This window comes from Streptomyces sp. NPDC044984 (assembly GCF_040646935.1).
Taxonomy (GTDB): domain Bacteria; phylum Actinomycetota; class Actinomycetes; order Streptomycetales; family Streptomycetaceae; genus Streptomyces.
The window spans coordinates 122711-146118 of the sequence record NZ_JBEZBE010000016.1 but is presented as its reverse complement, the minus strand read 5'-3'; the positions used below and the strand labels follow the sequence as shown (position 1 = coordinate 146118).

At 72.9% G+C, this 23408-nt stretch carries 22 protein-coding genes; 13 read left to right on the top strand and 9 right to left on the bottom strand.

The window, feature by feature from the left end:
* Window positions 1–130: 130 nt before the first annotated feature.
* From AB0A94_RS19465 to AB0A94_RS19450, 4 genes are all read right to left on the bottom strand, one after another.
* On the bottom strand, window positions 131–1213 hold the full coding sequence (locus tag AB0A94_RS19465; RefSeq protein ID WP_361745819.1) for an acyl-CoA dehydrogenase family protein: 1083 nt from the start codon (window positions 1211–1213) through the stop codon (window positions 131–133).
* Window positions 1210–2391, bottom strand: coding sequence for an acyl-CoA dehydrogenase family protein (locus AB0A94_RS19460; protein WP_361745817.1), 1182 nt, complete (start codon window positions 2389–2391; stop codon window positions 1210–1212). Before AB0A94_RS19460 ends, AB0A94_RS19465 begins: the two co-directional genes overlap by 4 nt.
* On the bottom strand, window positions 2388–3365 hold the full coding sequence (locus tag AB0A94_RS19455; protein ID WP_361745815.1) for an NADPH:quinone oxidoreductase family protein: 978 nt from the start codon (window positions 3363–3365) through the stop codon (window positions 2388–2390). The genes AB0A94_RS19460 and AB0A94_RS19455 overlap by 4 nt, the downstream gene beginning before the upstream one ends.
* A 137-nt stretch (window positions 3366–3502) precedes the next feature.
* Window positions 3503–4078 carry an XRE family transcriptional regulator gene (locus tag AB0A94_RS19450; RefSeq protein WP_361745813.1) on the bottom strand — a complete coding sequence of 192 codons (576 nt, stop codon included), beginning with the start codon at window positions 4076–4078 and terminating at the stop codon, window positions 3503–3505.
* A 77-nt stretch (window positions 4079–4155) separates the two neighbouring features.
* Here AB0A94_RS19450 and AB0A94_RS19445 point away from each other — a divergent pair, with 77 nt between their 5' ends.
* The 5 genes from AB0A94_RS19445 to AB0A94_RS19425 all read left to right on the top strand — a co-directional run bounded on the left by AB0A94_RS19445 (window position 4156) and on the right by AB0A94_RS19425 (window position 8875).
* Window positions 4156–5100 (top strand): NAD(P)/FAD-dependent oxidoreductase, encoded by a 945-nt coding sequence (locus AB0A94_RS19445; RefSeq protein WP_361745811.1) that lies wholly within the window; start codon window positions 4156–4158, stop codon window positions 5098–5100.
* Between the two features lie 51 nt (window positions 5101–5151).
* Window positions 5152–6690 (top strand): ATP-dependent DNA ligase, encoded by a 1539-nt coding sequence (locus AB0A94_RS19440; protein ID WP_361745809.1) that lies wholly within the window; start codon window positions 5152–5154, stop codon window positions 6688–6690.
* Window positions 6687–7151, top strand: a complete 465-nt coding sequence (locus AB0A94_RS19435) for an NUDIX domain-containing protein (protein ID WP_361745807.1) — start codon at window positions 6687–6689, stop codon at window positions 7149–7151. Before AB0A94_RS19440 ends, AB0A94_RS19435 begins: the two co-directional genes overlap by 4 nt.
* A gap of 76 nt (window positions 7152–7227) precedes the next feature.
* The gene (locus AB0A94_RS19430) at window positions 7228–8613 is read left to right on the top strand and encodes an NADP-dependent succinic semialdehyde dehydrogenase (RefSeq protein WP_361745805.1); all 1386 of its coding nucleotides are present in this window, start codon (window positions 7228–7230) and stop codon (window positions 8611–8613) included.
* Between the two features lie 25 nt (window positions 8614–8638).
* Window positions 8639–8875 (top strand): DUF6213 family protein, encoded by a 237-nt coding sequence (locus AB0A94_RS19425; RefSeq protein ID WP_004991175.1) that lies wholly within the window; start codon window positions 8639–8641, stop codon window positions 8873–8875.
* Window positions 8876–8885: 10 nt separating this feature from the next.
* Here the strand turns inward: AB0A94_RS19425 and AB0A94_RS19420 are convergent, their stop codons facing one another.
* The gene (locus AB0A94_RS19420) at window positions 8886–9593 is read right to left on the bottom strand and encodes a transcriptional regulator (RefSeq protein ID WP_361745887.1); all 708 of its coding nucleotides are present in this window, start codon (window positions 9591–9593) and stop codon (window positions 8886–8888) included.
* Between the two features lie 102 nt (window positions 9594–9695).
* Window positions 9696–10922 (bottom strand): acyl-CoA dehydrogenase family protein, encoded by a 1227-nt coding sequence (locus AB0A94_RS19415; protein ID WP_361745803.1) that lies wholly within the window; start codon window positions 10920–10922, stop codon window positions 9696–9698.
* A 170-nt stretch (window positions 10923–11092) separates the two neighbouring features.
* Between AB0A94_RS19415 and AB0A94_RS19410 the strand changes: the two genes are divergently transcribed.
* Window positions 11093–11734, top strand: a complete 642-nt coding sequence (locus AB0A94_RS19410) for a TetR family transcriptional regulator (protein ID WP_217135360.1) — start codon at window positions 11093–11095, stop codon at window positions 11732–11734.
* An 89-nt stretch (window positions 11735–11823) separates the two neighbouring features.
* On the opposite strand, the gene def is transcribed toward AB0A94_RS19410, so the two are convergent.
* Window positions 11824–12369 carry a peptide deformylase gene (gene def, locus AB0A94_RS19405; protein ID WP_361745801.1) on the bottom strand — a complete coding sequence of 182 codons (546 nt, stop codon included), beginning with the start codon at window positions 12367–12369 and terminating at the stop codon, window positions 11824–11826.
* A 146-nt stretch (window positions 12370–12515) separates the two neighbouring features.
* Here def and AB0A94_RS19400 point away from each other — a divergent pair, with 146 nt between their 5' ends.
* From AB0A94_RS19400 to AB0A94_RS19370, 7 genes are all read left to right on the top strand, one after another.
* Window positions 12516–13754 carry a MurT ligase domain-containing protein gene (locus AB0A94_RS19400; RefSeq protein ID WP_217135364.1) on the top strand — a complete coding sequence of 413 codons (1239 nt, stop codon included), beginning with the start codon at window positions 12516–12518 and terminating at the stop codon, window positions 13752–13754.
* 25 nt (window positions 13755–13779) lie between these two features.
* Window positions 13780–14508: a glutamine amidotransferase gene (locus tag AB0A94_RS19395; RefSeq protein ID WP_217135366.1), complete on the top strand. Its 729-nt coding sequence runs from the start codon at window positions 13780–13782 to the stop codon at window positions 14506–14508.
* Window positions 14509–14707: 199 nt separating this feature from the next.
* Window positions 14708–15733 carry a 6-phosphofructokinase gene (locus tag AB0A94_RS19390; RefSeq protein ID WP_361745799.1) on the top strand — a complete coding sequence of 342 codons (1026 nt, stop codon included), beginning with the start codon at window positions 14708–14710 and terminating at the stop codon, window positions 15731–15733.
* Between the two features lie 213 nt (window positions 15734–15946).
* Window positions 15947–16897, top strand: coding sequence for a cytochrome c oxidase assembly protein (locus AB0A94_RS19385; RefSeq protein WP_361745797.1), 951 nt, complete (start codon window positions 15947–15949; stop codon window positions 16895–16897).
* A 203-nt stretch (window positions 16898–17100) separates the two neighbouring features.
* The gene (locus AB0A94_RS19380; RefSeq protein WP_361745886.1) at window positions 17101–18462 is read left to right on the top strand and encodes a PASTA domain-containing protein; all 1362 of its coding nucleotides are present in this window, start codon (window positions 17101–17103) and stop codon (window positions 18460–18462) included.
* Between the two features lie 4 nt (window positions 18463–18466).
* On the top strand, window positions 18467–20272 hold the full coding sequence (locus AB0A94_RS19375; RefSeq protein WP_361745795.1) for a protein kinase: 1806 nt from the start codon (window positions 18467–18469) through the stop codon (window positions 20270–20272).
* 13 nt (window positions 20273–20285) lie between these two features.
* On the top strand, window positions 20286–20462 hold the full coding sequence (locus tag AB0A94_RS19370) for a membrane protein (protein WP_030865508.1): 177 nt from the start codon (window positions 20286–20288) through the stop codon (window positions 20460–20462).
* A 21-nt stretch (window positions 20463–20483) separates the two neighbouring features.
* On the opposite strand, the gene AB0A94_RS19365 is transcribed toward AB0A94_RS19370, so the two are convergent.
* On the bottom strand, window positions 20484–21689 hold the full coding sequence (locus tag AB0A94_RS19365) for a histidine kinase (RefSeq protein ID WP_361745793.1): 1206 nt from the start codon (window positions 21687–21689) through the stop codon (window positions 20484–20486).
* Window positions 21686–23398: a cation acetate symporter gene (locus AB0A94_RS19360; RefSeq protein ID WP_361745791.1), complete on the bottom strand. Its 1713-nt coding sequence runs from the start codon at window positions 23396–23398 to the stop codon at window positions 21686–21688. The genes AB0A94_RS19365 and AB0A94_RS19360 overlap by 4 nt, the downstream gene beginning before the upstream one ends.
* Window positions 23399–23408: the final 10 nt, after the last annotated feature.

Sequence of the window (23408 nt, the reverse complement as noted above, 5' to 3'; positions counted from 1 at the left end):
TCCGCAGGTGCCCAAGGGGCACGGCCGTGCGGGGAGTTGGCCGATCCGCCGTCGGTCGTTCACTTCACCGGGCCGGGCGCACGGAGAAGCCCGCCCCCAGGGGGACGGGCTTCTCCCGTTGTCCGGCCGGTCAGGGCGCTCTCAGGTCGACCAGTTCCGCCAGTGCCTCGCGGTGGGCGCCCGCCGTGCCGTAGGCGATCGAGTCGGCCTTGGCCCGCTTGAGGTGGAGGTGCACCGGGTGTTCCCAGGTCATGCCGATGCCGCCGTGCAGTTGCAGCGCCTCCTCGGCGGCCCGGACCGCGACGGGCGCGGCATAGGCCTGGGCGACGGTGACCGCCACGTCGGCGTCCTCGCCGGTGGCGAGCGCGTCGGCGGCGTTGCGGGCGGCCGCGCGGAGACTGACGACCTCCAGCCACAGCTGGGCGAGCCGGTGCTTGAGCGCCTGGAAGCCGCCGACGGGGCGGTTGAACTGCGTGCGGTCCTTCAGGTGGCGGACGGTCTCCGTCAACGACCAGTCAGCGGAGCCGAGTTGTTCGGAGGCGAGCAGTCCGGCACCGGCCCGCAGGGCGCGGCGTACCGCGGGCTCCGCGTCGCCCAGCCGGCGCCCCGGGGCGCCGTCGAGGACGACCGTCGCCACCGGCCGGGTCAGGTCCAGGGAGACCTGGGGGACGACCGTGACGGCGGCGGCGTCGACCGCGTACAGACCGCCGTCGTCGGCGGGCACCAGCAGCACATCGGCGACGGCGGCGTCCGCGATGCCGGTCAGCTCGCCGTGCAGGCCGCCGTTCTCGAGCCGTACGGCCTTGTGGGCGCCGCCGGCCGGGACGTTCAGGGCGACGGCGAGCGCCCCGATCACCGTGGCGGACGCCAGCTGGGACAGCAGGTCGTCGGCCCCGCACTCCAGCACGGCCTCGGTGGCGACGACCGCGCTGGTCAGATACGGGACGGGCGCGACCGCCCGTCCCAGCTCCTCCAGCACGACGGCGGCTTCCCGATGCGTGGCGCCCTGCCCGTCCAGCTCCTCCGGGATCAGCAGGCCCGCGAGACCCATTCCGCCGGCGAGCGCCTTCCACAGCGCGATGTCGTGCGGGGCGTCCGACTCGGTACGGGCGATCACGCCCGCCGCGTCGCAGTGGTCGGTGAGCAGGTCCCGGACGGCGGCGCGCAGCGCCTCTTCCTCCTCCGAGTACAGCAGGTCGGGCTGTGTGCTCATCGGGCCAGGTCCTTCCACGCGACGTCCTTGTCGGTGCGCGGCTCGGCCGGCAGGCCCAGCACGCGCTCGGCGACGATGTTCAGCAGGACCTCGCTGGTCCCGCCCTCGATGCTGTTGCCCTTGGAGCGGAGGTACCGGTAGCCGGCGTCGCGCCCGGTGAAGTCGACCAGTTCGGGCCGGCGCATGGTCCAGTCGTCGTACAACAGGCCCTCTTCGCCGCGCAGTTCCACTTCCAGGCCGCTGATCTCCTGGTTGAGGCGGGCGAAGGCGAGCTTCATGCCGGCGCCCTCGGGGCCCGGTTGCCCGGCGACGAGCTGCTGGCGCAGGCGTTCGCCGGTGAGCCGGGCGACCTCCGCGTCGACCCAGAGCTTCAGCAGCCGCTGGTGCAGGTCGTGGGTGCGCAGTTCGGGCCGGTCGCGCCAGGTCTTCGAGACCGGCCCGATCATGCCGCCTTCACGGGGCAGCCGCATGCCGCCGATGGCGACGCGTTCGTTGTTCAGGGTGGTCTGCGCGACCCGCCAGCCGTCGCCGACCTCGCCGAGGCGGTGGGCGTCGGGGATGCGGACGCCGGTGAGGAAGACCTCGTTGAACTCGGCCTCGCCGGTGATCTGGCGCAGTGGCCGCACCTCGACACCGGGGTCGGTCATGTCGCACACGAAGTACGTGATGCCCCGGTGCTTGGGCACGTCCGGGTCGGTGCGGGCGATGAGGATGGCCCAGCGGGCGAGGTGGGCGCTGGACGTCCACACCTTCTGCCCGTCGACCACCCAGTCCTCGCCCTCACGGACGGCGCGCGTACCGAGGGCGGCCAGGTCCGATCCGGCGCCCGGCTCGCTGAAGAGCTGGCACCAGACCTCCTCGCCGGTCCACAGGGGCCTCAGGAAGCGCCGCTTCTGTTCCTCGGTGCCGTACTGCAGGATCGTCGGCGCGGCCATGCCCAGGCCGATGCCGATGCGGCGCGGGTCGTTGTCGGGCGCCCCGGCGGCCTCCAGTTCGGCGTCCACGACGGCCTGGAGCGAGCGCGGGAGACCGAGTCCGCCGAGCCCCTCGGGGAAGTGCACCCAGGCGAGCCCGGCGTCGAAGCGGGCGCGCAGGAAGTCCAGGCGCTCCGTGCCGGCGGGGGGATGCGCGGCCAGGAACTCCCGGGTGCGGCGGCGCAGTTCGGCGGCGTCGGTCATGCGGCGGCTCCGTTCTCCGGCGAGGGCAGCACGGCGACGCGCCCGGTGGTGGCACCGTCCGCGACCCGCTGCACGGCGTCGGCGGCCCCGGCGAGCGGCACGCGCTCGCTCACCAGCGGCTTGATCGCGCCCCGCGCGGCGAGTTCGGTGAGCTGTTCGTGGCAGTGCTGGACCAGCTTGGGGTTCTTGGTGTTGTACAGGCCCCAGTGCAGGCCGAGGATCGCGTAGTTCTTGACGAGGGCGTGGTTCAGGGCGGGGCTCGGGATGGTTCCGCTCGCGAAGCCGACGACGACGATCCGGCCCTCGAAGGCGACGGCCTTGGCGGACTGGGCGTAGGCCGGGCCGCCGACGGGGTCGTAGACCACGTCGGCGCCCCGGCCGCCGGTGGCCTCCTTGACCGCGGCGACGACGTCCTGCTCGCGCCGGTCGATCACCACGTCGCAGCCCAGTTCACGGGCGACGGACGCCTTCGCGGCGCCACCGACCACACCGATGACGGTGGCGCCCGCCGCCTTGCCGAGCTGCACGGCCGCGCTGCCGACCCCTCCCGCGGCGGCGTGGACGAGCAGGGTCTCGCCGGCCTCCAGGCGGGCCCTGCGGTGCAGGCCGAACCAGCCGGTCTGGTAGCCGATGTGCAGGGCGGCGGCCTCGGCGTCGTCCAGCGCGTCCGGCGCGGGCAGCAGCGCGGCGGCGTCCGCGACGGCGTACTCGGCGAAGCCGCCGTGGGGCAGCGCGGGGTTGGCGATCACCCGGCGCCCGTCCTCGGTCTCGCCGCAGACCTCCACCCCCGGGGTGAACGGCAGCGGCGGCCTGACCTGGTACTGGCCCCGGCACATCAGCGCGTCCGGGAAGTTGACGTTGGCGGCACGCACCTTCAGCAGGACCTGCCCGTCACCGGGCACCGGCCGCACCACTTCCGCGAGGCGCATCACCTCGCCCGGCTCGCCGAGCTCGTGCACTTGCCATGCCTGCATGCGGGGCCTCCACGGGAGCGTGAACGTCGTGTTCGCCTGACCGGGTCCCTCGCATACTAAGCGGTCGCTTGCCCCCTGGGAAGAGACATGGGGAAGGGGCACCCGAAGGGACACCGGAAAGGGAACGCCCCCGTCCGTCACGCCCGCCTAGGCCGCGCCCGTACGTGCATCCGCTCCCCCTGCGGCCCGAACAGGCTGAGGAACTCCACGGGCCCCTCCCCCGTCGACCCGAACCAGTGCGGCACACGCGTGTCGAACTCGGCCGCCTCCCCCGCCGCCAGCACCACGTCGTGCTCGCCGAGCACCAGCCGCAGCTTCCCGGAGAGCACGTACAGCCACTCGTAGCCTTCGTGGGTGCGCGGTTCGGGTTCGAGCCTCCGCTTCGGCTCCAGCACCTTGTACGCCTGGAGGCCACCGGGCTGGCGGGTGAGCGGCCAGTGGGTGCGGCCGTGGCGCCGGATCGGCTCGGACGCGCGGATGCGCGGATCACCGACCGGCGGCGCGCCGACCAGTTCGTCCAGCGGCACCTGGTGGGCCTGCGCGATCGGCAGCAGCAGCTCCAGACTGGGTTTGCGCAGTCCGGACTCCAGCCGGGAGAGGGTGCTCACGGAGATGCCGGTCGCCTCGGACAGCGCCGCGAGGGTCACCTCCCGCTCCTTCCTGATCCGCCGCAGCCGGGGGCCCACTTCCGCGAGAACGTCGTCCGTAGTCATACGGATATTGCAGGTTCGGCAAAGACGTTTGTCAATGCGGCAGTGCCTGGGCGACTGTCGTGGCGGAGGTGGTCACGATGAACGAGACATTCGGAAGCGGGACGTACGACGTGGTCGTCGTCGGCGGCGGAGCGGCGGGACTGTCCGCCGCGCTGGTGCTCGGCCGGGCCCGGCACCGCACGCTGGTCGTCGACGCGGGCGAGCCGCGCAACGCGCCCTCGTCGCACATGCAGGGCTATCTGTCCCGGGACGGGATGGCACCGGCCGAGTTCCTGGCGCTGGGCCGGGAGGAGATCGCGCGCTACGGCGTGGAGCTCGTCCGGGACCGGGTCACGGACGTCACCAGGGACGGGGACTTCACCGTCGCCCTCGACGCCGGACCGGCCGTACGGGCCCGGCGGCTGGTCGTCGCCACCGGGCTGAAGGACGAGATGCCGGCGGTCCCCGGGGTCGCCGAGCGGTTCGGGCGGGACGTGCTGCACTGCCCGTTCTGCCACGGCTGGGAGGTGCGCGACGAGCCGTTCGGGGTGCTCGCGTCGAGCGCGATGAGCGTGCACCAGGCGCTGATGGTGTCCCAGTGGTCGAAGGACGTCACCTTCTTCCTCCACGAGGTCGCCGAGGAGGAACTGTCCGACCAGGACCTGCGCCGGCTGGCCGCCGCCGGGGTCGACGTGGTGCCCGGTGAGGTCGCGGAGCTGGTGGTCGAGGACGACCGGCTCACCGGGGTGCGGCTGGCCGACGGCACCACGCACGCCCGTTCCGTGCTGTTCGTCGGGCCGCGTCCGGTGCCGCGGACGGGCCTGCTGGAGCGGCTGGGCGCCGAGATGAACGAGACCCCCTTCGGCGCGTACCCGGTGGTCGACCCGACCGGCCTGACCACGGTGCCCGGGGTCTGGGCGGCGGGCAACGCGATCGGCTTCGCCGAGCAGGTGGTGCACGCGGCGAGCGGCGGTTACCGCGCGGCGGCCGCGATCGTCGGGGACCTGCTGATGACCGGCCTGGACGCCGCGGTGAACGGGTAGGTGCCGGACGGCGGGGGTGTGGAGCACCCGTCTCCGGAGCACTATGACTGCATGCTGCTGTCCCGGCTGGCCCGTGTGTCCCAGGAGGTCGCCGCCGCCCCGGCGCGGTCCCGGAAGATCGCCCTGCTCGCCGGGCTGTTCCGGGAGGCGGAGGCGGACGACGTGCCGGTCGTCATCCCGTATCTGGCCGGGCGGCTGCCGCAGGGCCGCATCGGGGTCGGCTGGAAGGTGCTGAGCCGTCCGGTCGCCCCCGCCGCCGAGCCGTCCCTGACGGTGCGCGAGGTCGACGCGCTGCTCACCGCGCTCGGCGAGGTGTCCGGTCCGGGCTCCCGGGCGGAGCGGGCCCGGCTGGTCGGCGAGCTGCTGGGCGCGGCCACCGAGGAGGAGCAGCGGTTCCTGTCCGGGCTGCTCACCGGCGAGGTCCGGCAGGGCGCCCTGGACGCGGTCGCGGTGGAGGGGCTGGCGCAGGCGACGGGGGCGCCGCCGGCCGATGTGCGGCGGGCGGTGATGCTGGCCGGCTCGCTCCAGGCGGTGGCCGGGGCGCTGCTGGCGGACGGTCCCGGGGCGCTGGAGCGGTTCCGGCTCACCGTGGGCCGTCCGGTGCTGCCGATGCTGGCGCACAGCGCCTCCTCGGTGGCCGAGGCGGTGGAGAAACTGGGGGCCTGCGCGGTCGAGGAGAAGCTGGACGGCATCCGCGTCCAGGTCCACCGCGACGGGGACACCGTGCGCGTGCACACCCGCACCCTCGACGACATCACCGACCGGCTGCCGGAAGTGACGGCGGCGGCCCGGGAGTTGCGGGGCGAGCGGTTCATCCTGGACGGGGAGGTCATCTCCTTCGGCGGGGACGGCAGGCCCCGTTCCTTCCAGGAGACCGCCGGACGGGTCGGCTCCCGGGCGGACGTGGCCACGGCCGCCCGGGAGGTCCCCGTCTCCCCCGTCTTCTTCGACGCCCTCTCCGTCGACGGCCGCGACCTGCTGGACCTGCCGTTCACCGAGCGCCACGCGGAACTGGCCCGGCTGGTCCCGGAGCCCATGCGGGTGCGCCGCACCCTGGTGTCGGGTCCCGGGGACCTGGGCGCGGCCGAGGAGTTCCTCGCCGAGACGCTGGAGCGCGGCCACGAGGGCGTCGTGGCCAAGGGGCTGGACGCCCCCTACAGCGCCGGCCGGCGCGGGGCGTCCTGGCTGAAGGTCAAGCCCGTCCACACGCTCGACCTGGTGGTGCTGGCCGCCGAGTGGGGCCACGGCCGCCGCACCGGGAAGCTCTCCAACCTGCACCTGGGCGCCCGCACCGCCGACGGCGGCTTCGCCATGCTCGGCAAGACCTTCAAGGGCCTGACCGACGCGATGCTGGCCTGGCAGACCGAACGGCTGCGGGAGCTGGCGGTCGACGAGAGCGGCTACGTCGTGACGGTGCGCCCCGAACTCGTCGTGGAGATCGCCTACGACGGCCTCCAGCGCTCCCCCCGCTACCCGGCCGGCGTCACCCTGCGCTTCGCCCGCGTGATCCGCTACCGCGAGGACAAGCGCCCCGAGGAGGCGGACACGGTGGAGACCCTGCTCGCCGCGCACCCCGAGGTGCGGCCGTGAAGGGCGCCCGGAGCGCCGGACTGCTGTTGTTCCGACACACAGGTCAGGGCCTCGAGGTGTTGCTCGGTCATATGGGTGGCCCGTTCTTCGCCCGGCGGGAGAGCGGGGCGTGGACCGTGCCGAAGGGCGAGTACGACCCCGGTGAGCCCGCCTGGGAGGCGGCGCGCCGCGAGTTCCGGGAGGAGCTGGGGCTGCCGCCGCCGGACGGGGAGGCGCTGCCGCTCGGGGAGGTCCGGCAGTCCGGCGGGAAGACCGTCACCGCATGGGCGGTGGAGGCGGACCTCGATCCGGCGGCGGTCGTCCCCGGCACCTTCGCGATGGAGTGGCCGCCGAGGTCGGGGCGGGTCCGGGAGTTCCCGGAGCTGGACCGGGTGGCGTGGTTCCCCCTGGAGCGGGCCCGCGAGGTGATCGTCGGCGCGCAGGCCGCGTTTCTCGACCGCCTGGCGGAGCACTCGCCCTGAGGAGACCTCCCGCGTTGCGCCGCCCACCACCGCGCGGGAAGGTCGGAAAGCACAGCCCGCCCCAGGGAGGTCAGCGATGCACATCGCCACGGTGAACCCGGCGAACGGCGAGACGGTCAAGACGTACCACCCCATGGACGAGGAGGAGATCGGGCACCGGATCCAGCTCGCGGAGGCCACGTTCCGTACGTACCGGACGACGACCTTCGCCGAGCGTGCCCGTCTGATGCACCGGGCCGCCGAGATCCTCGACGAGGACCGGGAGACCATCGGCCGGGTGATCACCATGGAAATGGGCAAGCCGGTCAAGCAGGCCCGCGCGGAGGCCGCGAAGTGCGCCAAGGCGATGCACTGGTACGCCGATCACGCGGCGGAGCTCCTCGCCGACGAGGAACCCGACGCCTCCGACGTGAAGGACTCCGGCGCCTCCCGCGTCCTGGTGCGCTACCGGCCGCTGGGTCCGGTGCTCGCCGTGATGCCGTGGAACTTCCCGCTGTGGCAGGTGGTGCGGTTCGCCGCACCCGCGCTGATGGCGGGCAACGTGGGACTGCTCAAGCACGCCTCGAACGTGCCGCAGACCGCCCTGTACCTGGAGGACCTCTTCCACCGCGCGGGCTTCACCGAGGGCTGCTTCCAGACGCTGCTCGTCGGCTCCGCCGCGGTCGACGACATCCTGCGGGACGAGCGGGTGAAGGCGGCCACCCTCACCGGGAGCGAGCCCGCGGGCCGCGCGGTCGCCGCCACCTCCGGGGAGATGATCAAGAAGACGGTGCTGGAGCTGGGCGGCAGCGACCCGTACGTGGTGATGCCCTCCGCCGACCTGGACCGGGCCGCCGAGGTGGCGGTCACCGCGCGGACGCAGAACACGGGGCAGTCCTGCATCGCCGCCAAGCGGTTCATCGTGCACACGGACGTCTACGACGCCTTCGCCGAGCGTTTCGTCGCGGGCATGAGGGCGCTGAAGGTCGGTGACCCGATGGACGAGGAGACCGACGTCGGCCCGCTCTCCAGCGAACGGGGCCGGGACGACCTGGAGGAGCTGGTCGACGACGCCGTCCGCGCGGGCGCCACCGTGCTGTGCGGCGGCGAGCGCCCCGACGGGCCCGGCTGGTTCTACCCGCCGACCGTCCTGGCCGGCATCGGCCGGGAGATGCGCATCCACCGTGAGGAGGCCTTCGGCCCGGTCGCCACGCTCTACCGCGCGGCGGACGTCGACGAGGCGGTCCTGATCGCCAACGACACCGACTTCGGGCTGAGCTCCAACGTCTGGACCCGCGACGAGGCCGAGGTCGACCGGTTCGTACGGGACCTGGAGGCGGGAAGCGTGTACGTGAACGGGATGACGGCGTCCCATCCGGCGTTCCCCTTCGGCGGGGTCAAGCGGTCGGGGTACGGGCGTGAGCTGTCCGGGCACGGAATCCGCGAGTTCTGCAACATCACGACGGTTTGGCAGGGTGCGTGATGTCCGCGCGGCTACGATCCCGACTGTGAACCGCGAAGTGACTCTGCCTCTGATCGTCGACGACCGCGGGACCTTGCAGGTGGCCGCCGCCGATGTCAGCAAGCTGCTGCGTACGGTGGGCGGGCGGTGGGTCCGGCTCGTCGAGGCGGGGGAGGACGGGCTCGACGAGGACACGGTGGCCGCACTGACCATCGAGCTGGCGAAGCTCGCCGATCGGATCGACGTCGCGTGCATCGCCCACAGCAGCGGGGGTGCGCCGTAGCACGCGGGGTTCATTGCCGGGAGCGGGCAGCGGGTGGCTTGTCGCGCAGTTCCCCGCGCCCCTGCCCGTGCTGTCCCAACGTCGACCAGAACATCGCCTCGTACGCCTGGAGCAAGCGGGCATACGCATGTGCGCCGTTCTCGTCGAGGCGCCCCTCGTCCAGGGCGGTCCGGACTGCCTCCGTGGCGGCCTCGTCCAGGGCCGGGGCCGGTTCGGCGAAGAAGTCGAAGAAGGCGCAGGCCTCGTCGGTGAAACCGTAGTGGGTGCGCAGGGACTTCGCGATCGTCGCGCAGTAGCCGCCCCAGGCGGAGAAGTTCGCCGTCAGGGCCAGGACCACGTCCGGCGGTTCGGCGTTCAGGGCCAGCCAGGCGACGTACGCGGGGTAGGCCTGGCAGCCCGGCAGGGGCTCGTACGCGTCCGCCCGCTCCTCGTCCACGCCGCACGCGGCCGTGAACGTCCTCAGGTGTTCCGCCGCCAGTGCCTCGCCCTCGGCCAGGGCGGTGAAGTACGCGGCCGACCGGGGGTCGGACCGCTCCGCCAGGTGCAGGAAGGCTCGGCGGTCCGCCGGGATCACCCAGCGCTGTTCCAGGGCCAGCGTGGCCAGGACGGCCCGGTCGGCCTCGCCCCGGGCGATCAGGGGGACCAGGGGGTTGGCCCCCGGATCGGGGGCGAGTTCCCTGGTGGCCGTCTCCAGCAGTTCCCGGGCCGTGCGTGTCATCGCGTCCTCCGTCGCGTCGGTCACGCACGAGCCTTCCCCGGGATCGGGGCAGGGACAACCCGGCGGTGCCGTCCGCACCGCCGGGTCGTCCGGGTGGCCGTCTCAGCGGATGGGCATGCCCGACAGGGTCCGGGCGATCACCAGGCGCTGGATCTCGCTCGTGCCCTCGAAGATGGTGTAGATCGCTGCGTCGCGGTGCATGCGCTCCACCGGGTACTCGCGGGTGTAGCCGTTGCCGCCGAGGATCTGGATCGCCTGGGCGGTGACCTTCTTGGCCGTCTCGCTGGCGAACAGCTTGGACATCGAGCCCTCGGCCGCCGTGAACGGCTTGCCGTTGATCGCCATCCAGGAGGCGCGCCACACCAGGAGGCGGGCGGCGTCGATCTGCGTGCGCATGTCGGCGAGCTGGAAGGCGACGCCCTGGTTGTCGATGATCGGGCGGCCGAACTGCTCACGCGTGGTCGCGTAGTCGAGGGCGACCTCGTACGCCGCGCGGGCGGTGCCCACCGCCATGGCGCCGACGGCGGGGCGGGACGCCTCGAAGGTGGCCATCGCGGCGTTCTTCACCCGCTCACCGCCCTGCTTCGCCTTCTCGCGGGCGCGGGCGAGGCGCTCGTCCAGCTTCTCCTTGCCGCCGAGCAGGCAGGAGCCGGGGACGCGCACGTCGTCCAGGATGACCTCGGCGGTGTGCGAGGCGCGGATGCCGTGCTTCTTGAACTTCTGGCCCTGGGAGCAGCCGGGGGTGCCCGGCGGGATGATGAAGGAGGCGTGGCCCTTGGAGCCGAGGTCCGGGTCGACGACCGCGACCACGACGTGGACGTTGGCGATGCCGCCGTTGGTCGCCCAGGTCTTGGTGCCGTTGATCACCCACTCGTCCTTGGCCTCGTCGTACACCGCGCGGGTGCGCATCGAGGCCACGTCGGAGCCGGCGTCGGGCTCGGAGGAGCAGAACGCGGCGACCTTGACGTCGTTGGTGTCGCCGTACATCTGGGGGATCCAGGTGCCGATCTGCTCCTCGGTGCCGTTGGCGAGGACGCCGACCGCGGCCAGCCCGGTGCCGACGATCGACAGGGCGATGCCGGCGTCGCCCCAGAAGAGCTCCTCCATGGCCATCGGGATGCCGAGGCCGGTTGCGTCGAAGTACTGCTGGGCGTAGAAGTCCAGGGAGTAGATGCCGACCTTGGCGGCCTCCTGGATGACCGGCCAGGGAGTCTCCTCACGCTCGTCCCATTCGGCGGCCGCGGGGCGGATCACATCGGCGGCGAAGCCGTGCAGCCAGTCCCGGACCTCCTTCTGTTCGTCGTTGAGCTCCATGGTGAACTCGGCCATGTCCCCTCCAGCGGCACACATGCATGTTACTTGCGGTAACACCGAGTCTGTTACCGGTGGGTAGGAAAAGTCAACTCCCCAGGACCGGTCGGTATCCCGTTCGATGGCCGAGGCGCCGTCAGTGTTAGTTTGCGCAGGCGTCACCGAATCAGCACGGGTGGGGAGAGCTCATGAACACCACACAGCGGACCGATCAGCAGCGGTCCGCCGACCGACGCCGGCGCGAGCTGCTGGAGGCCGCCGACCGGGTGGTGCTGCGCGACGGCCCGGGGGCCTCGATGAACGCGATCGCCGCCGAGGCCGGCATCACCAAGCCGATCCTCTACCGGCACTTCGGTGACAAGGGAGGACTCTACGCCGCCCTGGCCAAGCGGCACACCGACGCCCTGCTGGACTCGCTGCGGGCCGCGCTGGACGCCCCGGCGGACCGGCGCGAACGGGTCGAGGCCACCCTGGACACCTATCTCTCGGCGATCGAGGCGCGGCCCCAGGTGTACCGGTTCCTGATGCACCCGGCGGAGGAGTCGCAGAGCGACCAGGGCTTCGACGTCGGCAAGCACTCGGCGCCGCTGCTGCGCCGGATGGGCGAGGAACTGGCCCAGGTCATCGGGGACCGGCTGGACCTCGGACCGGACGGCCGGCAGCTGGCCCGGGTGTGGGGCCACGGCATCGTCGGCATGATGCACGCGGCGGGCGACTGGTGGCTCGGCGAACGGCCCTGCTCGCGGGCGGAGCTGGTGCGGAGCCTGGCCGATCTGCTGTGGGGGCGGCTGGCGGCCGCGGGCGACAAGGTGGGAGGCCCGGGGTTCTGACCGTCGCGGACCGGGTGCGGGCGCGTCCGCGGCCGGGCGCGCGCGAGCGGCAACGCCGCACATCGACGCGGCCCCCCGCTCCTGGGGGTTCAGTCCCCCCGGCGCCAAGGGGCCCGGGCCACCTGCCGCATCAGTTTCCGGTGCCGCCACCCCGTCAGACGGTCGGCGTAGACCCGGCCCTCCAGGTGGTCGCACTCGTGCTGCAGGCACCGGGCGAAGAATCCGGTGCCGTGGACGGTGACCGGTTCGCCGGTCACCGTGAAGCCCTCGACGACCGCGTGGTCGTACCGCTCGGTGCCCGCCTCCAGGCCGGGCAGGGACAGACAGCCCTCGGGGCCGCGCACCACCACCCCGTCCGTCTCGACCAGCCTCGGGTTCACCACGTGGCCCAGGTGGCGGACGTCCTCGTCGTCCGGGCAGTCGTAGACGAACACCCTGAGCGGCTCGCCGATCTGGTTGGCGGCCAGGCCCACGCCCTGCGCCGCGTACATCGTGGCGAACAGATCGTCCACCAGACGGGCGAGTTCCGGGCCGAAGTCCGTGACCTCCCGGCAGGGCGCGTGCAGCACCGGGTCGCCGAGCAGGGTGAGGGGCCGCACACGTCCGTGGACGCCGGGGATGGAGCCTTGTCGCATGCCTGTCAGAGTACGGTCCTTCCAGCAGCGCCCGTCTCACGATGGTGCCGCGGTTCTGGAGTGCGAATGGATCTCGATAGGCTGAGGTCTCACCACGTGGCCGTCAGGCACAGACGCGGCGCGTACGCAAGGAGGATCGAGAACTGATGGCAGGCAACTCGGACCCGCTCACGCCGCGGGCCAAGCTGGCCGTGACCGCGGGCAAGGCGGTCGCGGCGGCATCCCGCGCCGCCGGGCGCGGCAGCGGTTCGGTGATCGGCGGCCGGGTGGCACTCAAGCTCGACCCCGATCTCCTCGCCCGGCTCGCGCAGAACCTGGACTGCGTCCTGGTCTCGGCGACCAACGGCAAGACCACCACCACCCGGCTCATCGCCGAGGCGCTGCGGGCCGCGGGGCCCGTCGTCTCCAACGCGCTCGGCGCCAACATGCCGGCCGGCATCACCTCGGCGCTGGCCGGCGGCTCGGACGCCAAGTTCGGCGTCATCGAGGTCGACGAGAAGTACCTCGCGGGCGTCGCCCGGGACACCGATCCCAAGTGCATCGCACTGCTCAACCTCTCCCGCGACCAGCTGGACCGCGCCGCCGAGACCCGCATGCTCGCGGAGAACTGGCGCGAGGGCCTGGCCGGCTCCAAGGCCGTGATCGTCGCCAACGCCGACGACCCGCTGGTGGTGTGGGCCGCGTCCTCCTCCCCCAACGTGATCTGGGTCGCCGCCGGCCAGATGTGGAAGGACGACGCCTGGTCCTGCCCGTCCTGCGGCGGTGTGATGCAGCGCCCGGGCGACGACTGGTTCTGCGGCGAGTGCGGCTTCCGGCGGCCCACCCCGAGCTGGGCGCTCTCCGGCGACCACGTACTCGACCCGCACGGCTCCGCCTGGCCGATCCACCTCCAGCTGCCGGGCCGCGCCAACAAGGCCAACGCCGCGAGCTCCGCGGCCGTCGCCGCCGTCTTCGGGGTGCCGCCGCAGGTCGCCCTGGAGCGCATGTACCAGGTGCAGGCCGTGGCCGGCCGCTACGACGTCGTGCAGTTCGAGGGCCGTGATCTGCGCCTGCTGCTCGCCAAGAACCCCGCGGGCTGGCTGGAGACGTTCTCGCTGATCGACCCGCCGCCCACGCCGGTGATCCTCTCGGTGAACGCGCGCTCCGCCGACGGCACCGACACCTCCTGGCTGTGGGACGTCGACTACACCCGGCTGACCGGCCACCCGATCTGCGTCGTCGGCGACCGGAAGCTGGACCTCGCGGTGCGCCTGGAGGTCGCGAACCAGCAGTTCCAGGTCTGTGACAACCTCGACCAGGCGGTGCAGCTGTGCCCGCCGGGCCGGATCGAGGTCATCGCCAACTACACCGCGTTCCAGGACCTGCGCCGCCGCGTCGGCAACTGACCAACGACACCCCAGGGGACTTGAAGTGAGCGACAACCAGCTGCGGGTCGTGTGGATCTACCCGGACCTGCTCAGCACCTACGGCGACCAGGGCAACGTCCTCGTCGTGGAGCGCCGGGCGCGGCAGCGCGGCCTGGACGTGGCGCGGCTCGACGTGCGCAGCGACCAGCCGATCCCGACCTCCGGCGACATCTACCTGATCGGCGGCGGCGAGGACCGTCCGCAGCGGCTGGCCGCCGAGCGGCTGCGCCGGGACGGCGGTCTGCACCGGGCGGTGGGCAACGGCGCGATCGTCTTCTCGGTCTGCGCCGGCTACCAGATCCTCGGCCACGAGTTCATCAACGACCTCGGCCAGCGCGAGCCCGGTCTCGGCCTGCTCGACGTGGTCTCGGTACGCGGCGAGGGCGCCCGGTGCGTGGGCGACGTGCTGGGGGACGTCAACCCGCAGCTGGGGCTGCCCCCGCTGACCGGGTTCGAGAACCACCAGGGCGTCACCCACCTGGGCCCCACGGCCCGCCCGCTCGCCCAGGTGCGCTTCGGCAACGGCAACGGCACCGGGGACGGCACGGAGGGCGCGTTCAACGAGACCGTCTTCGGCACGTACATGCACGGTCCGGTGCTGGCCCGCAATCCGCAGATCGCGGACCTGCTGCTGAAGCTGGCGCTCGACGTCAACGCGCTGCCGCCGACCGACGACCGGTGGTACGAGGCGCTGCGCAACGAGCGCATCTCGGCGGCGCAGCAGCCCGCCTGAGAAGGTCCGCGGACCGCGGCACCCGGGCGCCGGACGGGCGTGAACGGCCCGTCTGACGGCTGGTCCGCACAGGTGAGCGGGGTCGTCCAGCAGGCGGACGGCAGGTGCGGCCCCGCCCCCCGAAACCGCTAGGGTGACAGGGATCGAGCCGGACAACGCGGTCCGGTCCCGGCCCACATCGAGAAGGTTGTTTCGGGCTATGCGCATTGGTGTCCTCACGTCCGGCGGCGACTGCCCCGGCCTGAACGCCGTCATCCGGTCCGTCGTGCACCGTGCCGTCGTCGACCACGGCGACGAGGTCATCGGCTTCCGGGACGGCTGGAAGGGCCTCCTGGAGTGCGACTACCTCAAGCTCGACCTCGACGCGGTGAGCGGCATCCTCGCTCTCGGCGGCACCGTCCTCGGCTCCTCCCGGGTGCGCCCCGAGCATCTGCGGGACGGCGTGGAGCGGGCCAAGGGGCACGTCCGGGAACTCGGCCTCGACGCGATCATCCCGATCGGCGGCGAGGGCACGCTGAAGGCGGCCCGGCTGCTGTCGGACAACGGGCTGCCGATAGTGGGCGTGCCGAAGACCATCGACAACGACATCGCCGTCACCGACGTCACCTTCGGCTTCGACACGGCCGTCGGCGTGGCGACCGAGGCCCTGGACCGGCTGAAGACCACCGCCGAGTCGCACCAGCGGGTGCTGATCGTCGAGGTCATGGGCCGGCACACGGGCTGGATCGCGCTGCACTCCGGCATGGCGGCCGGCGCGCACGCCGTCGTCGTACCCGAACGGCCCTTCGACATCGACGAGCTGACCGCGAAGGTCGGCGAGCGGTTCGCGGCCGGCAAGCGGTTCGCGATCGTGGTCGCCGCGGAGGGGGCCAAGCCGAAGGCCGGGACCATGGACTTCGACGAGGGCGGCAAGGACGTCTACGGCCACGAGCGGTTCGCCGGGATCGCCCGGCAGCTCTCCCTGGAGCTGGAGTCTCGGCTCGGCAAGGAGGCGCGGCCGGTGATCCTCGGGCACGTGCAGCGGGGCGGGACGCCCACGGCGTACGACCGGGTGCTGGCCACGCGGTTCGGGTGGCACGCGGTGGAGGCGGTGCACCGCGGGGAGTTCGGGCGGATGACCGCGCTGCGGGGGACGGACATCGTGATGGTTTCGCTCGCTGAGGCGGTCGAGACGCTGAAGACCGTGCCGGAATCGCGGTACGAGGAGGCGGAGTGCGTGCTGTGAGTCTGCGGCGCCGGTAAGAGCTCGGTCTGCTGCGGTTCGTTACGGACTGCGGGCCGTCCGCGGTTTCTCGCGCCCACGCGGCGGAGCCGCATGTCGATACAGCCCCGCGCCCCTTCAGGGCGCTTGCCGCCCCCGGTGACGATGATCGCCGGGGGCGGTTCTACCCTGGTGCGGACGGATTGCGTACAACCTGCACGAAACAGGAGCCGGTGGATGGATCACAGCGGGCACGGCATGACCATGGATCTGCCGCCGTTCACGCTGGGGCGAGGGCTCGCCTGGTCGGCGGATTCCTTCTTCCTCGTCGCCTGTCTGCTGGGGCTGGCGCTGTACGGCTGGGGCGTGGTCCGTCTGGTGCGGCGCGGTGACAAGTGGCCGGTGGGACGGACCGTCGGGTTCGTCACCGGTGTGCTGAGCATCGGGCTCATGATGTGCACCAGGCTGAACGACTACGGCATGGTCATGTTCAGCGTGCACATGGTGCAGCACATGGTGATCAGCATGGTGTCGCCGATCCTGATCCTGCTCGGCGCTCCGATCACCCTCGCCCTGCGCGCGCTGCCGCCGGCCGGGCGGGGCCGCAAGGGGCCGCGCGAGCTGCTGCTGATGCTGCTGCACAGCCGCTACATGCGGGTCGTCACCCACCCGGTGTTCACCATCCCCCTGTTCATCGCCAGCCTGTACGGCCTGTACTTCACCCCGCTGTTCGACTTCCTGATGGGCTCCAGGGTGGGGCACATCGCGATGATGGTGCACTTCCTCGCCGTCGGCCTGGTCTTCTTCTGGCCGATCATGGGTGTGGACCCGGGTCCGCACCGGCCGGGGTACCTGATGCGGATGCTGGAGCTGTTCGCGGGCATGCCGTTCCACGCGTTCTTCGGCATCGCGTTGATGATGGCGTCGTCCCCGATGGTCACGACGTTCGAGAATCCGCCCGGCTCGCTCGGCATCGACGCCCTGTCCGACCAGAACGCGGCCGGCGGCATCGCGTGGGCGTTCAGCGAAGTCCCCTCCGTGCTGGTACTGCTCGCGCTGCTGTTCCAGTGGTACGCCTCGGACCAGCGGCAGGCCAGGCGCAAGGACCGCGCCGCCGACCGGGACGGGGACAAGGAGCTCGAGGCGTACAACGCCTATCTGGCCTCACTGAGCGCACGCGGAAACTGAATTCACCGTCTCCCCGATCCCCTTGAACGGGGAATTTCCACCGGTAGCATGAATGCGTCAGGGGGGAACCGCCGGGGGGAGCGGTGATGGTACTTCGCACGTTCGTGCACAGGGCGGGAAAAACGGCGATTCGGAAGATCGCCGTCCTGTCGTTATTACTTCTTGTCGCCAGCGGGTGCGATTCGGCCACACCTTTGTTCGACGTGAAGGCGGTGGCCGCGGGGGCCGCCTCCCTCGCGCCGTTCTTCGACGAGCGCGGCGGACTCGGACGGGACGCCGACGTGCGGTCGCGGCCCGTCCACGGCGGTCTGCAGCAAGGGGACACGCCCGGCCTGTACGGGGGCACCGGCGAGGCGGCGATCTGCGACGTCGAGCGGTTGAAGCGGTATCTCGCCGAGCCGCGCAACGACCGCAAGGCACGGGCCTGGGCCGGGGTGCTGGATCTCCGTACGGATGAGATACCGGAGTATCTCGACCGGCTCACTCCTGTTCTCCTGCGTCACGACACTCTGGTGAAGAACCACGACTACGAAAAGGGAAAGGCTGTTCCCTTCAACGCGCTGCTCCAGGCGGGAATCGCGATTCTGGTCGACGAGCAGGGGCTGCCGGCGGTGAAGTGCTCGTGCGGAAATCCACTGCGGCCCTTCGAGGGGGACAAGAGCAGGATTTCCGTCTCCTTCGACGACGGAAACGAGAAGTGGAAGGGGTACGACCGTTCCGAGGTCGTGGTCGTACGGCCCGCTTCCCACAGGCTGGAGCGGATCGCCCTCGTCGATGTGGAGGATCCCGACCGGGGCATCGAGCGGCCCGTGGGGACGACGGGCGAGGAGGACACCGCCTTCGACACGAGGAAGCGGCAGGCGGTGCCGTCCCTCATCGGCACCACGTTCGGTGAGGCGAGCCGACGGCTGGCCGGGCGGGGGCTGGCGGTCGCGTACGACGGGGGGAAGGTGCCGCCGGACGGCGCGCGGGTCACGGCGTCCGATCCGGCCGCGGGGGCCGAGCTGCGGTTCGGGGCGCACGTCACGCTGAGCGTGACGGAGGACACGGGTGCGTCCGGTGGCGGGACCACTCCCCCGGGTCCGGAATCGTCGCGGGAGACGAAGGACCCCGGACCGCCGCCGCCGTCGCGGGAGTCGGAGGACCCCGGACCACCGCCGCCGTCATCGCCGTCCGCGCCGCCGTCGTCATCGCCGTCCTCCGGGCCGGCGGAATCCGAGCGGCCGGGGTCGCCGAGCGGGACGCCGGGGGACACGTCCACACCGGCCGGCTCCACTCCGCCGCCCCCGCCGAGCACCGGGGCCACCCCGCCCTCCACCCGCTCCACGCCCCCTCCGCCGTCCCCGGAGACTCCCGGGACCGGCTCCCCGCCTCCCGGCTCGACCGGATCGTCGCCGAGGACCACCGCCTCCTCGCCCCCGGCCGGCGACCCCGTCACGAGCGGCGCGCCCCCACCGCCGGCCGGCCGGCCCTCGAGCGGCGCTCCGGCCACGAGCGTGTCCGCCGCTCCCGAAGCACCCACCACGAGCGCCCCCGCTGAGCGCCCGCGTCGAACCCGGGAGTGACCGGATGCCCTCATCACCGACGTCGGGAGTGGGCCGGGTCATCGCCGGCCGCTATCTGCTGCTGCACCGGCTGGGCAGCGGCGGCATGGGGCACGTCTGGCTCGCCCACGACCAGAGACTCGCGTGCGAGGTCGCACTGAAGGAGGTCGTGTTCGGCGACCCGGCCGAGCCCGGCCAGGAGCGGGAGGCCCGGGTCGCCCGGGCCCGCGCGGAGGCCCGGCACGCCGCGGGTCTGCGCGGCCACCCCCACGTGGTGACCGTGCACGACGTGCTGGAACACGAAGGACTGCCGTGGATCGTCATGGAGTACGTGGCGGGCGCCGTCGACCTGCGGGAGCTGCTCGCCCGGGGCGGTCCGCTCGCCCCGGCCGAGTGCGCCCGGATCGGACTGGCCGTGCTGGACGCGCTGACCGCCGGGCACGAGCGGGGCGTGATGCACCGGGACGTGAAACCGGCGAACATCCTGCTGGCCCCGGACCGCACCGGATCGCCGTACGGGCGGGTGCTGCTCACCGACTACGGCATCTCCGTGCAGCCGGACACCGGGGAGACGCGGTACACGATGGCGTCCGCGCTGGTCGGCACGGCGGGCTATCTGGCGCCGGAGCGGGCCACCGGCGGTCCGCCCACCCCCGCGGCCGACCTGTTCTCGCTGGGCTGCACGCTCTACCACGCGGTGGAGGGGCACGGCCCCTTCGCGCGGGAGTCCCCGCTGGCGTCGGTCACCGCGGCGGTGCTGGAGGACCCGCACGCGCCGGTGCGGGCGGGCGCGCTGGAGCCGGTGCTGCGGGGGCTGCTCGCCAAGGACCCGGACCTGCGGGCGACGACGCGGGAGGTGGAGGCCGAGCTGGCGCGGATCGTGACGCCCCAGACGGAGACGTACGCGCGGACACAGACGGACCTCGGCTCCCAGCCGCCCTGGACCGCCTCCGCCCACCCGGCGCCCGGAGCGGCCGGCCGTGACCCGGTCGCCGGCGGGACCCGTCGGCGCTCCCGCCCGCACGCGCTGCGCGCGGCCCTCGCCGGAGGACTGGGCCTGGCGCTGGCGCTGGGCGGTGCCTGGTACGCGCTGGCCGACCGGGAGAACGGCGGCGGGACGGCGGTTCCGTACGGGGAGGCCGTCGGACTGGTCGAGCCGCTGAAGGCGGGCGACTGCGTGCTGACCGACTGGCCCGGCGGCGCCCGGTTCAGCGGAACGCCCCGGCTGACCCTCGACCCGACCTGTGCGGACCAGGCACCCGACGGGCAGGTCGTGGCCTTCGTCGAGGCCGCCTCGGACGAGGAGGCACGGGAGCGGGGCCCGGCCCTGTGCGAGGAGCGGACGCGGGAACTGCGCGGCCGGCTGGCCGACGTCCGCGGCCTGGCCGTCGTGCCGACGGCGGACGGGTTCGAGGCGGCCGGGGGGCGTACCGCCTGTCTGGTGCTGGGGGCGCACGGGCCGGTGTACGGGCCGCTCGGGGACCGGCGCCGCCCGGGGACGGCGTTCGCCGACACGGCGACGATGCAGCGGCGGGACTGCCTGGACGTGCGGTCCCGCCGGGAGGCGCGGCTGGTGTCGTGCGACGGGACGTACGACGAACAGGTGCTGGGGTTCACCCGGCTGGGCGAGGACGTCACGCTCGCCGAGGCGCGCACCGAGTCGGACGCGGCGTGCGCGCGCGAGGTGCCTCCGCGTGACTACGGCTTCGACCCGTCGGTGCACGAGGCCGGGTCGTGGACCAGTGAGGGGCCCTGGAAATCGGGCACACATGTCGTCGTGTGCACCGTGAGGAGGCAGAACGGGGGCACCATGGAGGGAGCCGAACCATGAGGAGGGTGTTGCGATGCCCGGTTCCACGAACGGTTCCACGTCGACGAAGACCATGGGAGTGCTCACCGTCGGCGGTCTGGTCGCCGTCACGGCGTACACGGTGGCGCTCGGCAGCAACGGCTGGCTGTGGTTCGGCTGGGTCGTCCTGGGACTGATCACCTTGGGAATGGTCGCCACCCGCAGCACCTGAGGGGTGCCGGGGCGGCCGGTCTCACTTCGGGGCGAGCCGCCCCGTCAGGTGCACGCCCGGCTGGTACTTCGGCAGCCGGACGGTGATCTTCATGCCCGCGCCGACGGCGGTCTCGATGACGAGGCCGTGGTCGTCGCCGTAGACCTGACGGAGCCGCTCGTCGACGTTGGAAAGGCCGATGCCGCCGGTGGGGCTGACCTCGCGGGCGAGGATGCGGCGCAGCAGGCCGGGGTCCATTCCGGCGCCGTCGTCCTCGATGACGACGAGGGCCTCGGCGCCGGCGTCCTGCGCGGTGATCTGGATGCGGCACGTGTCGGCCTTGCCCTCCAGACCGTGCTTGACGGCGTTCTCCACCAGCGGCTGGAGGCAGAGGAAGGGCAGCGCCACCGGCAGTACCTCGGGGGCGATCTGCAGGGTGACGGAGAGGCGGTCGCCGAAGCGCGCCCGCACCAGCGCCAGATAGTGGTCGATGGCGTGGAGTTCGTCGGCGAGGGTGGTGAAGTCGCCGTGCCGGCGGAACGAGTAGCGGGTGAAGTCGGCGAACTCCAGCAGCAGTTCGCGGGCCCGCTCGGGGTCGGTGCGCACGAACGAGGCGATCACGGCGAGCGAGTTGAAGATGAAGTGCGGGGAGATCTGCGCGCGCAGGGCCCTGATCTCGGCCTCGATGAGGCGGGTGCGGGACTGGTCGAGGTCGGCGAGTTCGAGCTGGACGGAGACCCAGCGGGCGACCTCTCCGGCGGCCCGGGCCAGGACCGCGGACTCGTGGGGGGCGCAGGCGACGAGCGCGCCGTGCACCCGGTCGTCCACGGTGAGCGGGGCCACCACGGCCCAGCGCACCTGACAGTCGGGGGTGTCGCAGGTGAGCGGGAAGGCCTCGCCGCGGCCGGTGTCGAGGGGGCCGGTGAGGCGTTCCATGATCTCGGCGCGGTGGTGGGCGCCGGTGCCGTCCCAGACGAGTACCTGGTCGCGGTCGGTGAGGCAGAGGGCGTCCGTGCCGAGCAGGGAGCGCAGTTTGCGGGCGGACTTGCCGGCGGTCTCCTCCGTCAGGCCGGCCCGCAGCGGGGGCGTGGCCAGGGAGGCGGTGTGCAGGGTCTCGAAGGTGGCGTGCTCGACGGGGGTGCCGAGGCCGGCGAGACCGGCGGGGCGGGCGGTGCGCCGGCCGATCCAGAACCCGGCGGCCAGCAGGGGCAGGACGGCGACGAGGAGACCGGCGAGGAAACCGCTCATGCGGACACCTCCGTACGGAGTTCCTCCGGCAGGTGGAAGCGGGCCAGCACCGCCGCCGTGCCGGGCGGCACCCGGCCGGGGGTGGCCAGGGACACCAGGATCATGGTGAGGAAGCCCAGCGGCACCGACCACAGCGCGGGCCAGGCGAGCAGGGCGTGCAGGGGGCCGTCGCCCGGGTAGCCGGCCATGGTCGCGGCGACGGCGGCGAACGCGGAGCCGCCGCCCACCAGCATCCCGGCCGCCGCGCCGGGCGGGGTCAGCCGGCGCCACCAGATGCCGAGGACGAGCAGCGGGCAGAACGACGAGGCGGAGACGGCGAAGGCGAGTCCCACGGCGTCGGCCACCGGCAGCCCGCCGACCAGGAGGCTCGCCCCGAGGGGGACGGCCATCGCGAGGACGGTGCCGAGCCGGAAGTGCCGTACGCCGCGTGCGGGGAGCACGTCCTGGGTGAGCACGCCGGCCACGGCCATGGTGAGCCCGGAGGCCGTCGACAGGAACGCGGCGAAGGCGCCCCCGGCGACCAGCGCCCCGAGGAGGTCGCCGCCCGTCCCGCCGATCATCCGGCCGGGCAGGAGCAGGACGGCGGCGTCCGCGTCGCCGGTGAGGGTGAGTTCGGGCGCGTAGAGACGGCCGAGGGCCCCGTAGACCGGGGGGAGGAGGTAGAAGGCGCCGACCAGGCCGAGGACCGCGACGGTGGCGCGGCGGGCGGCCACGCCGTGCGGGCTGGTGTAGAAGCGGACCACGACGTGGGGCAGACCCATGGTGCCGAAGAAGGTGGCGAGGATCAGCCCGTACGTGGCGTACAGCGGGCGTTCCTCGCGGGACTCGGCGCGGGAGGGCGACAGGGCGTCGTCGGCGCCGCGCCCGGCGGCGGGGACCTCGGCGCCCTCGGCGAAGGTGAGCCGGGTGCCGCCGTCGATGCGGTGGGTGCCGGCGGGCAGGCTCACTTCGGTGCCGTCGAGGTCGCGGCCGTCGACGGTGCCGTCCACCGTGACGGTGAGCGGCCGGTCGAGCCGGAGGTCGAGGGTGTCGTCGACGCGGACCACCCGCTGTTCGCGGAAGGCGGCCGGCTCGTCGAAGGCGTGGCTGGGGGCGCCGTCGCTCTGCCAGGCGGCGATCAGGAAGAGGGCGGGGACGAGCAGGGCGGTGAGTTTCAGCCAGTACTGGAAGGCCTGCACGAAGGTGATGCTGCGCATGCCTCCCGCGCCGACGATGACGGTCACCACCACGGCGACGATCACCCCGCCGAGCCAGTCGGGCGCTCCGGTGAGGACGGTCAGGGTGAGTCCCGCGCCCTGCAGCTGCGGCAGCAGGTACAGCCAGCCGACGCCGACGACGAAGGCGCCCGCGAGCCGTCGCACCGTCTGGGAGGCGAGCCGGGCCTCGGCGAAGTCGGGCAGGGTGTAGGCGCCGGAGCGGCGCAGCGGGGCGGCGACGAACAGCAGCAGCACCAGATAGCCGGCGGTGTAGCCGACCGGGTACCAGAGCATGTCCGGGCCCTGGACGAGGACGAGTCCGGCGATGCCCAGGAAGGAGGCGGCGGAGAGGTACTCGCCGCTGATGGCGGCCGCGTTGAGGCGGGGGCCGACGGTGCGGGAGGCGACGTAGAAGTCGGAGGTGGTGCGGGAGACGCGCAGGCCGAAGGCGCCGACGAGGACGGTCGCGAGGACGACGAGGGCGACGGCGGGCACGGCGTAGGTGGAGTTCACGGCGTGGGAC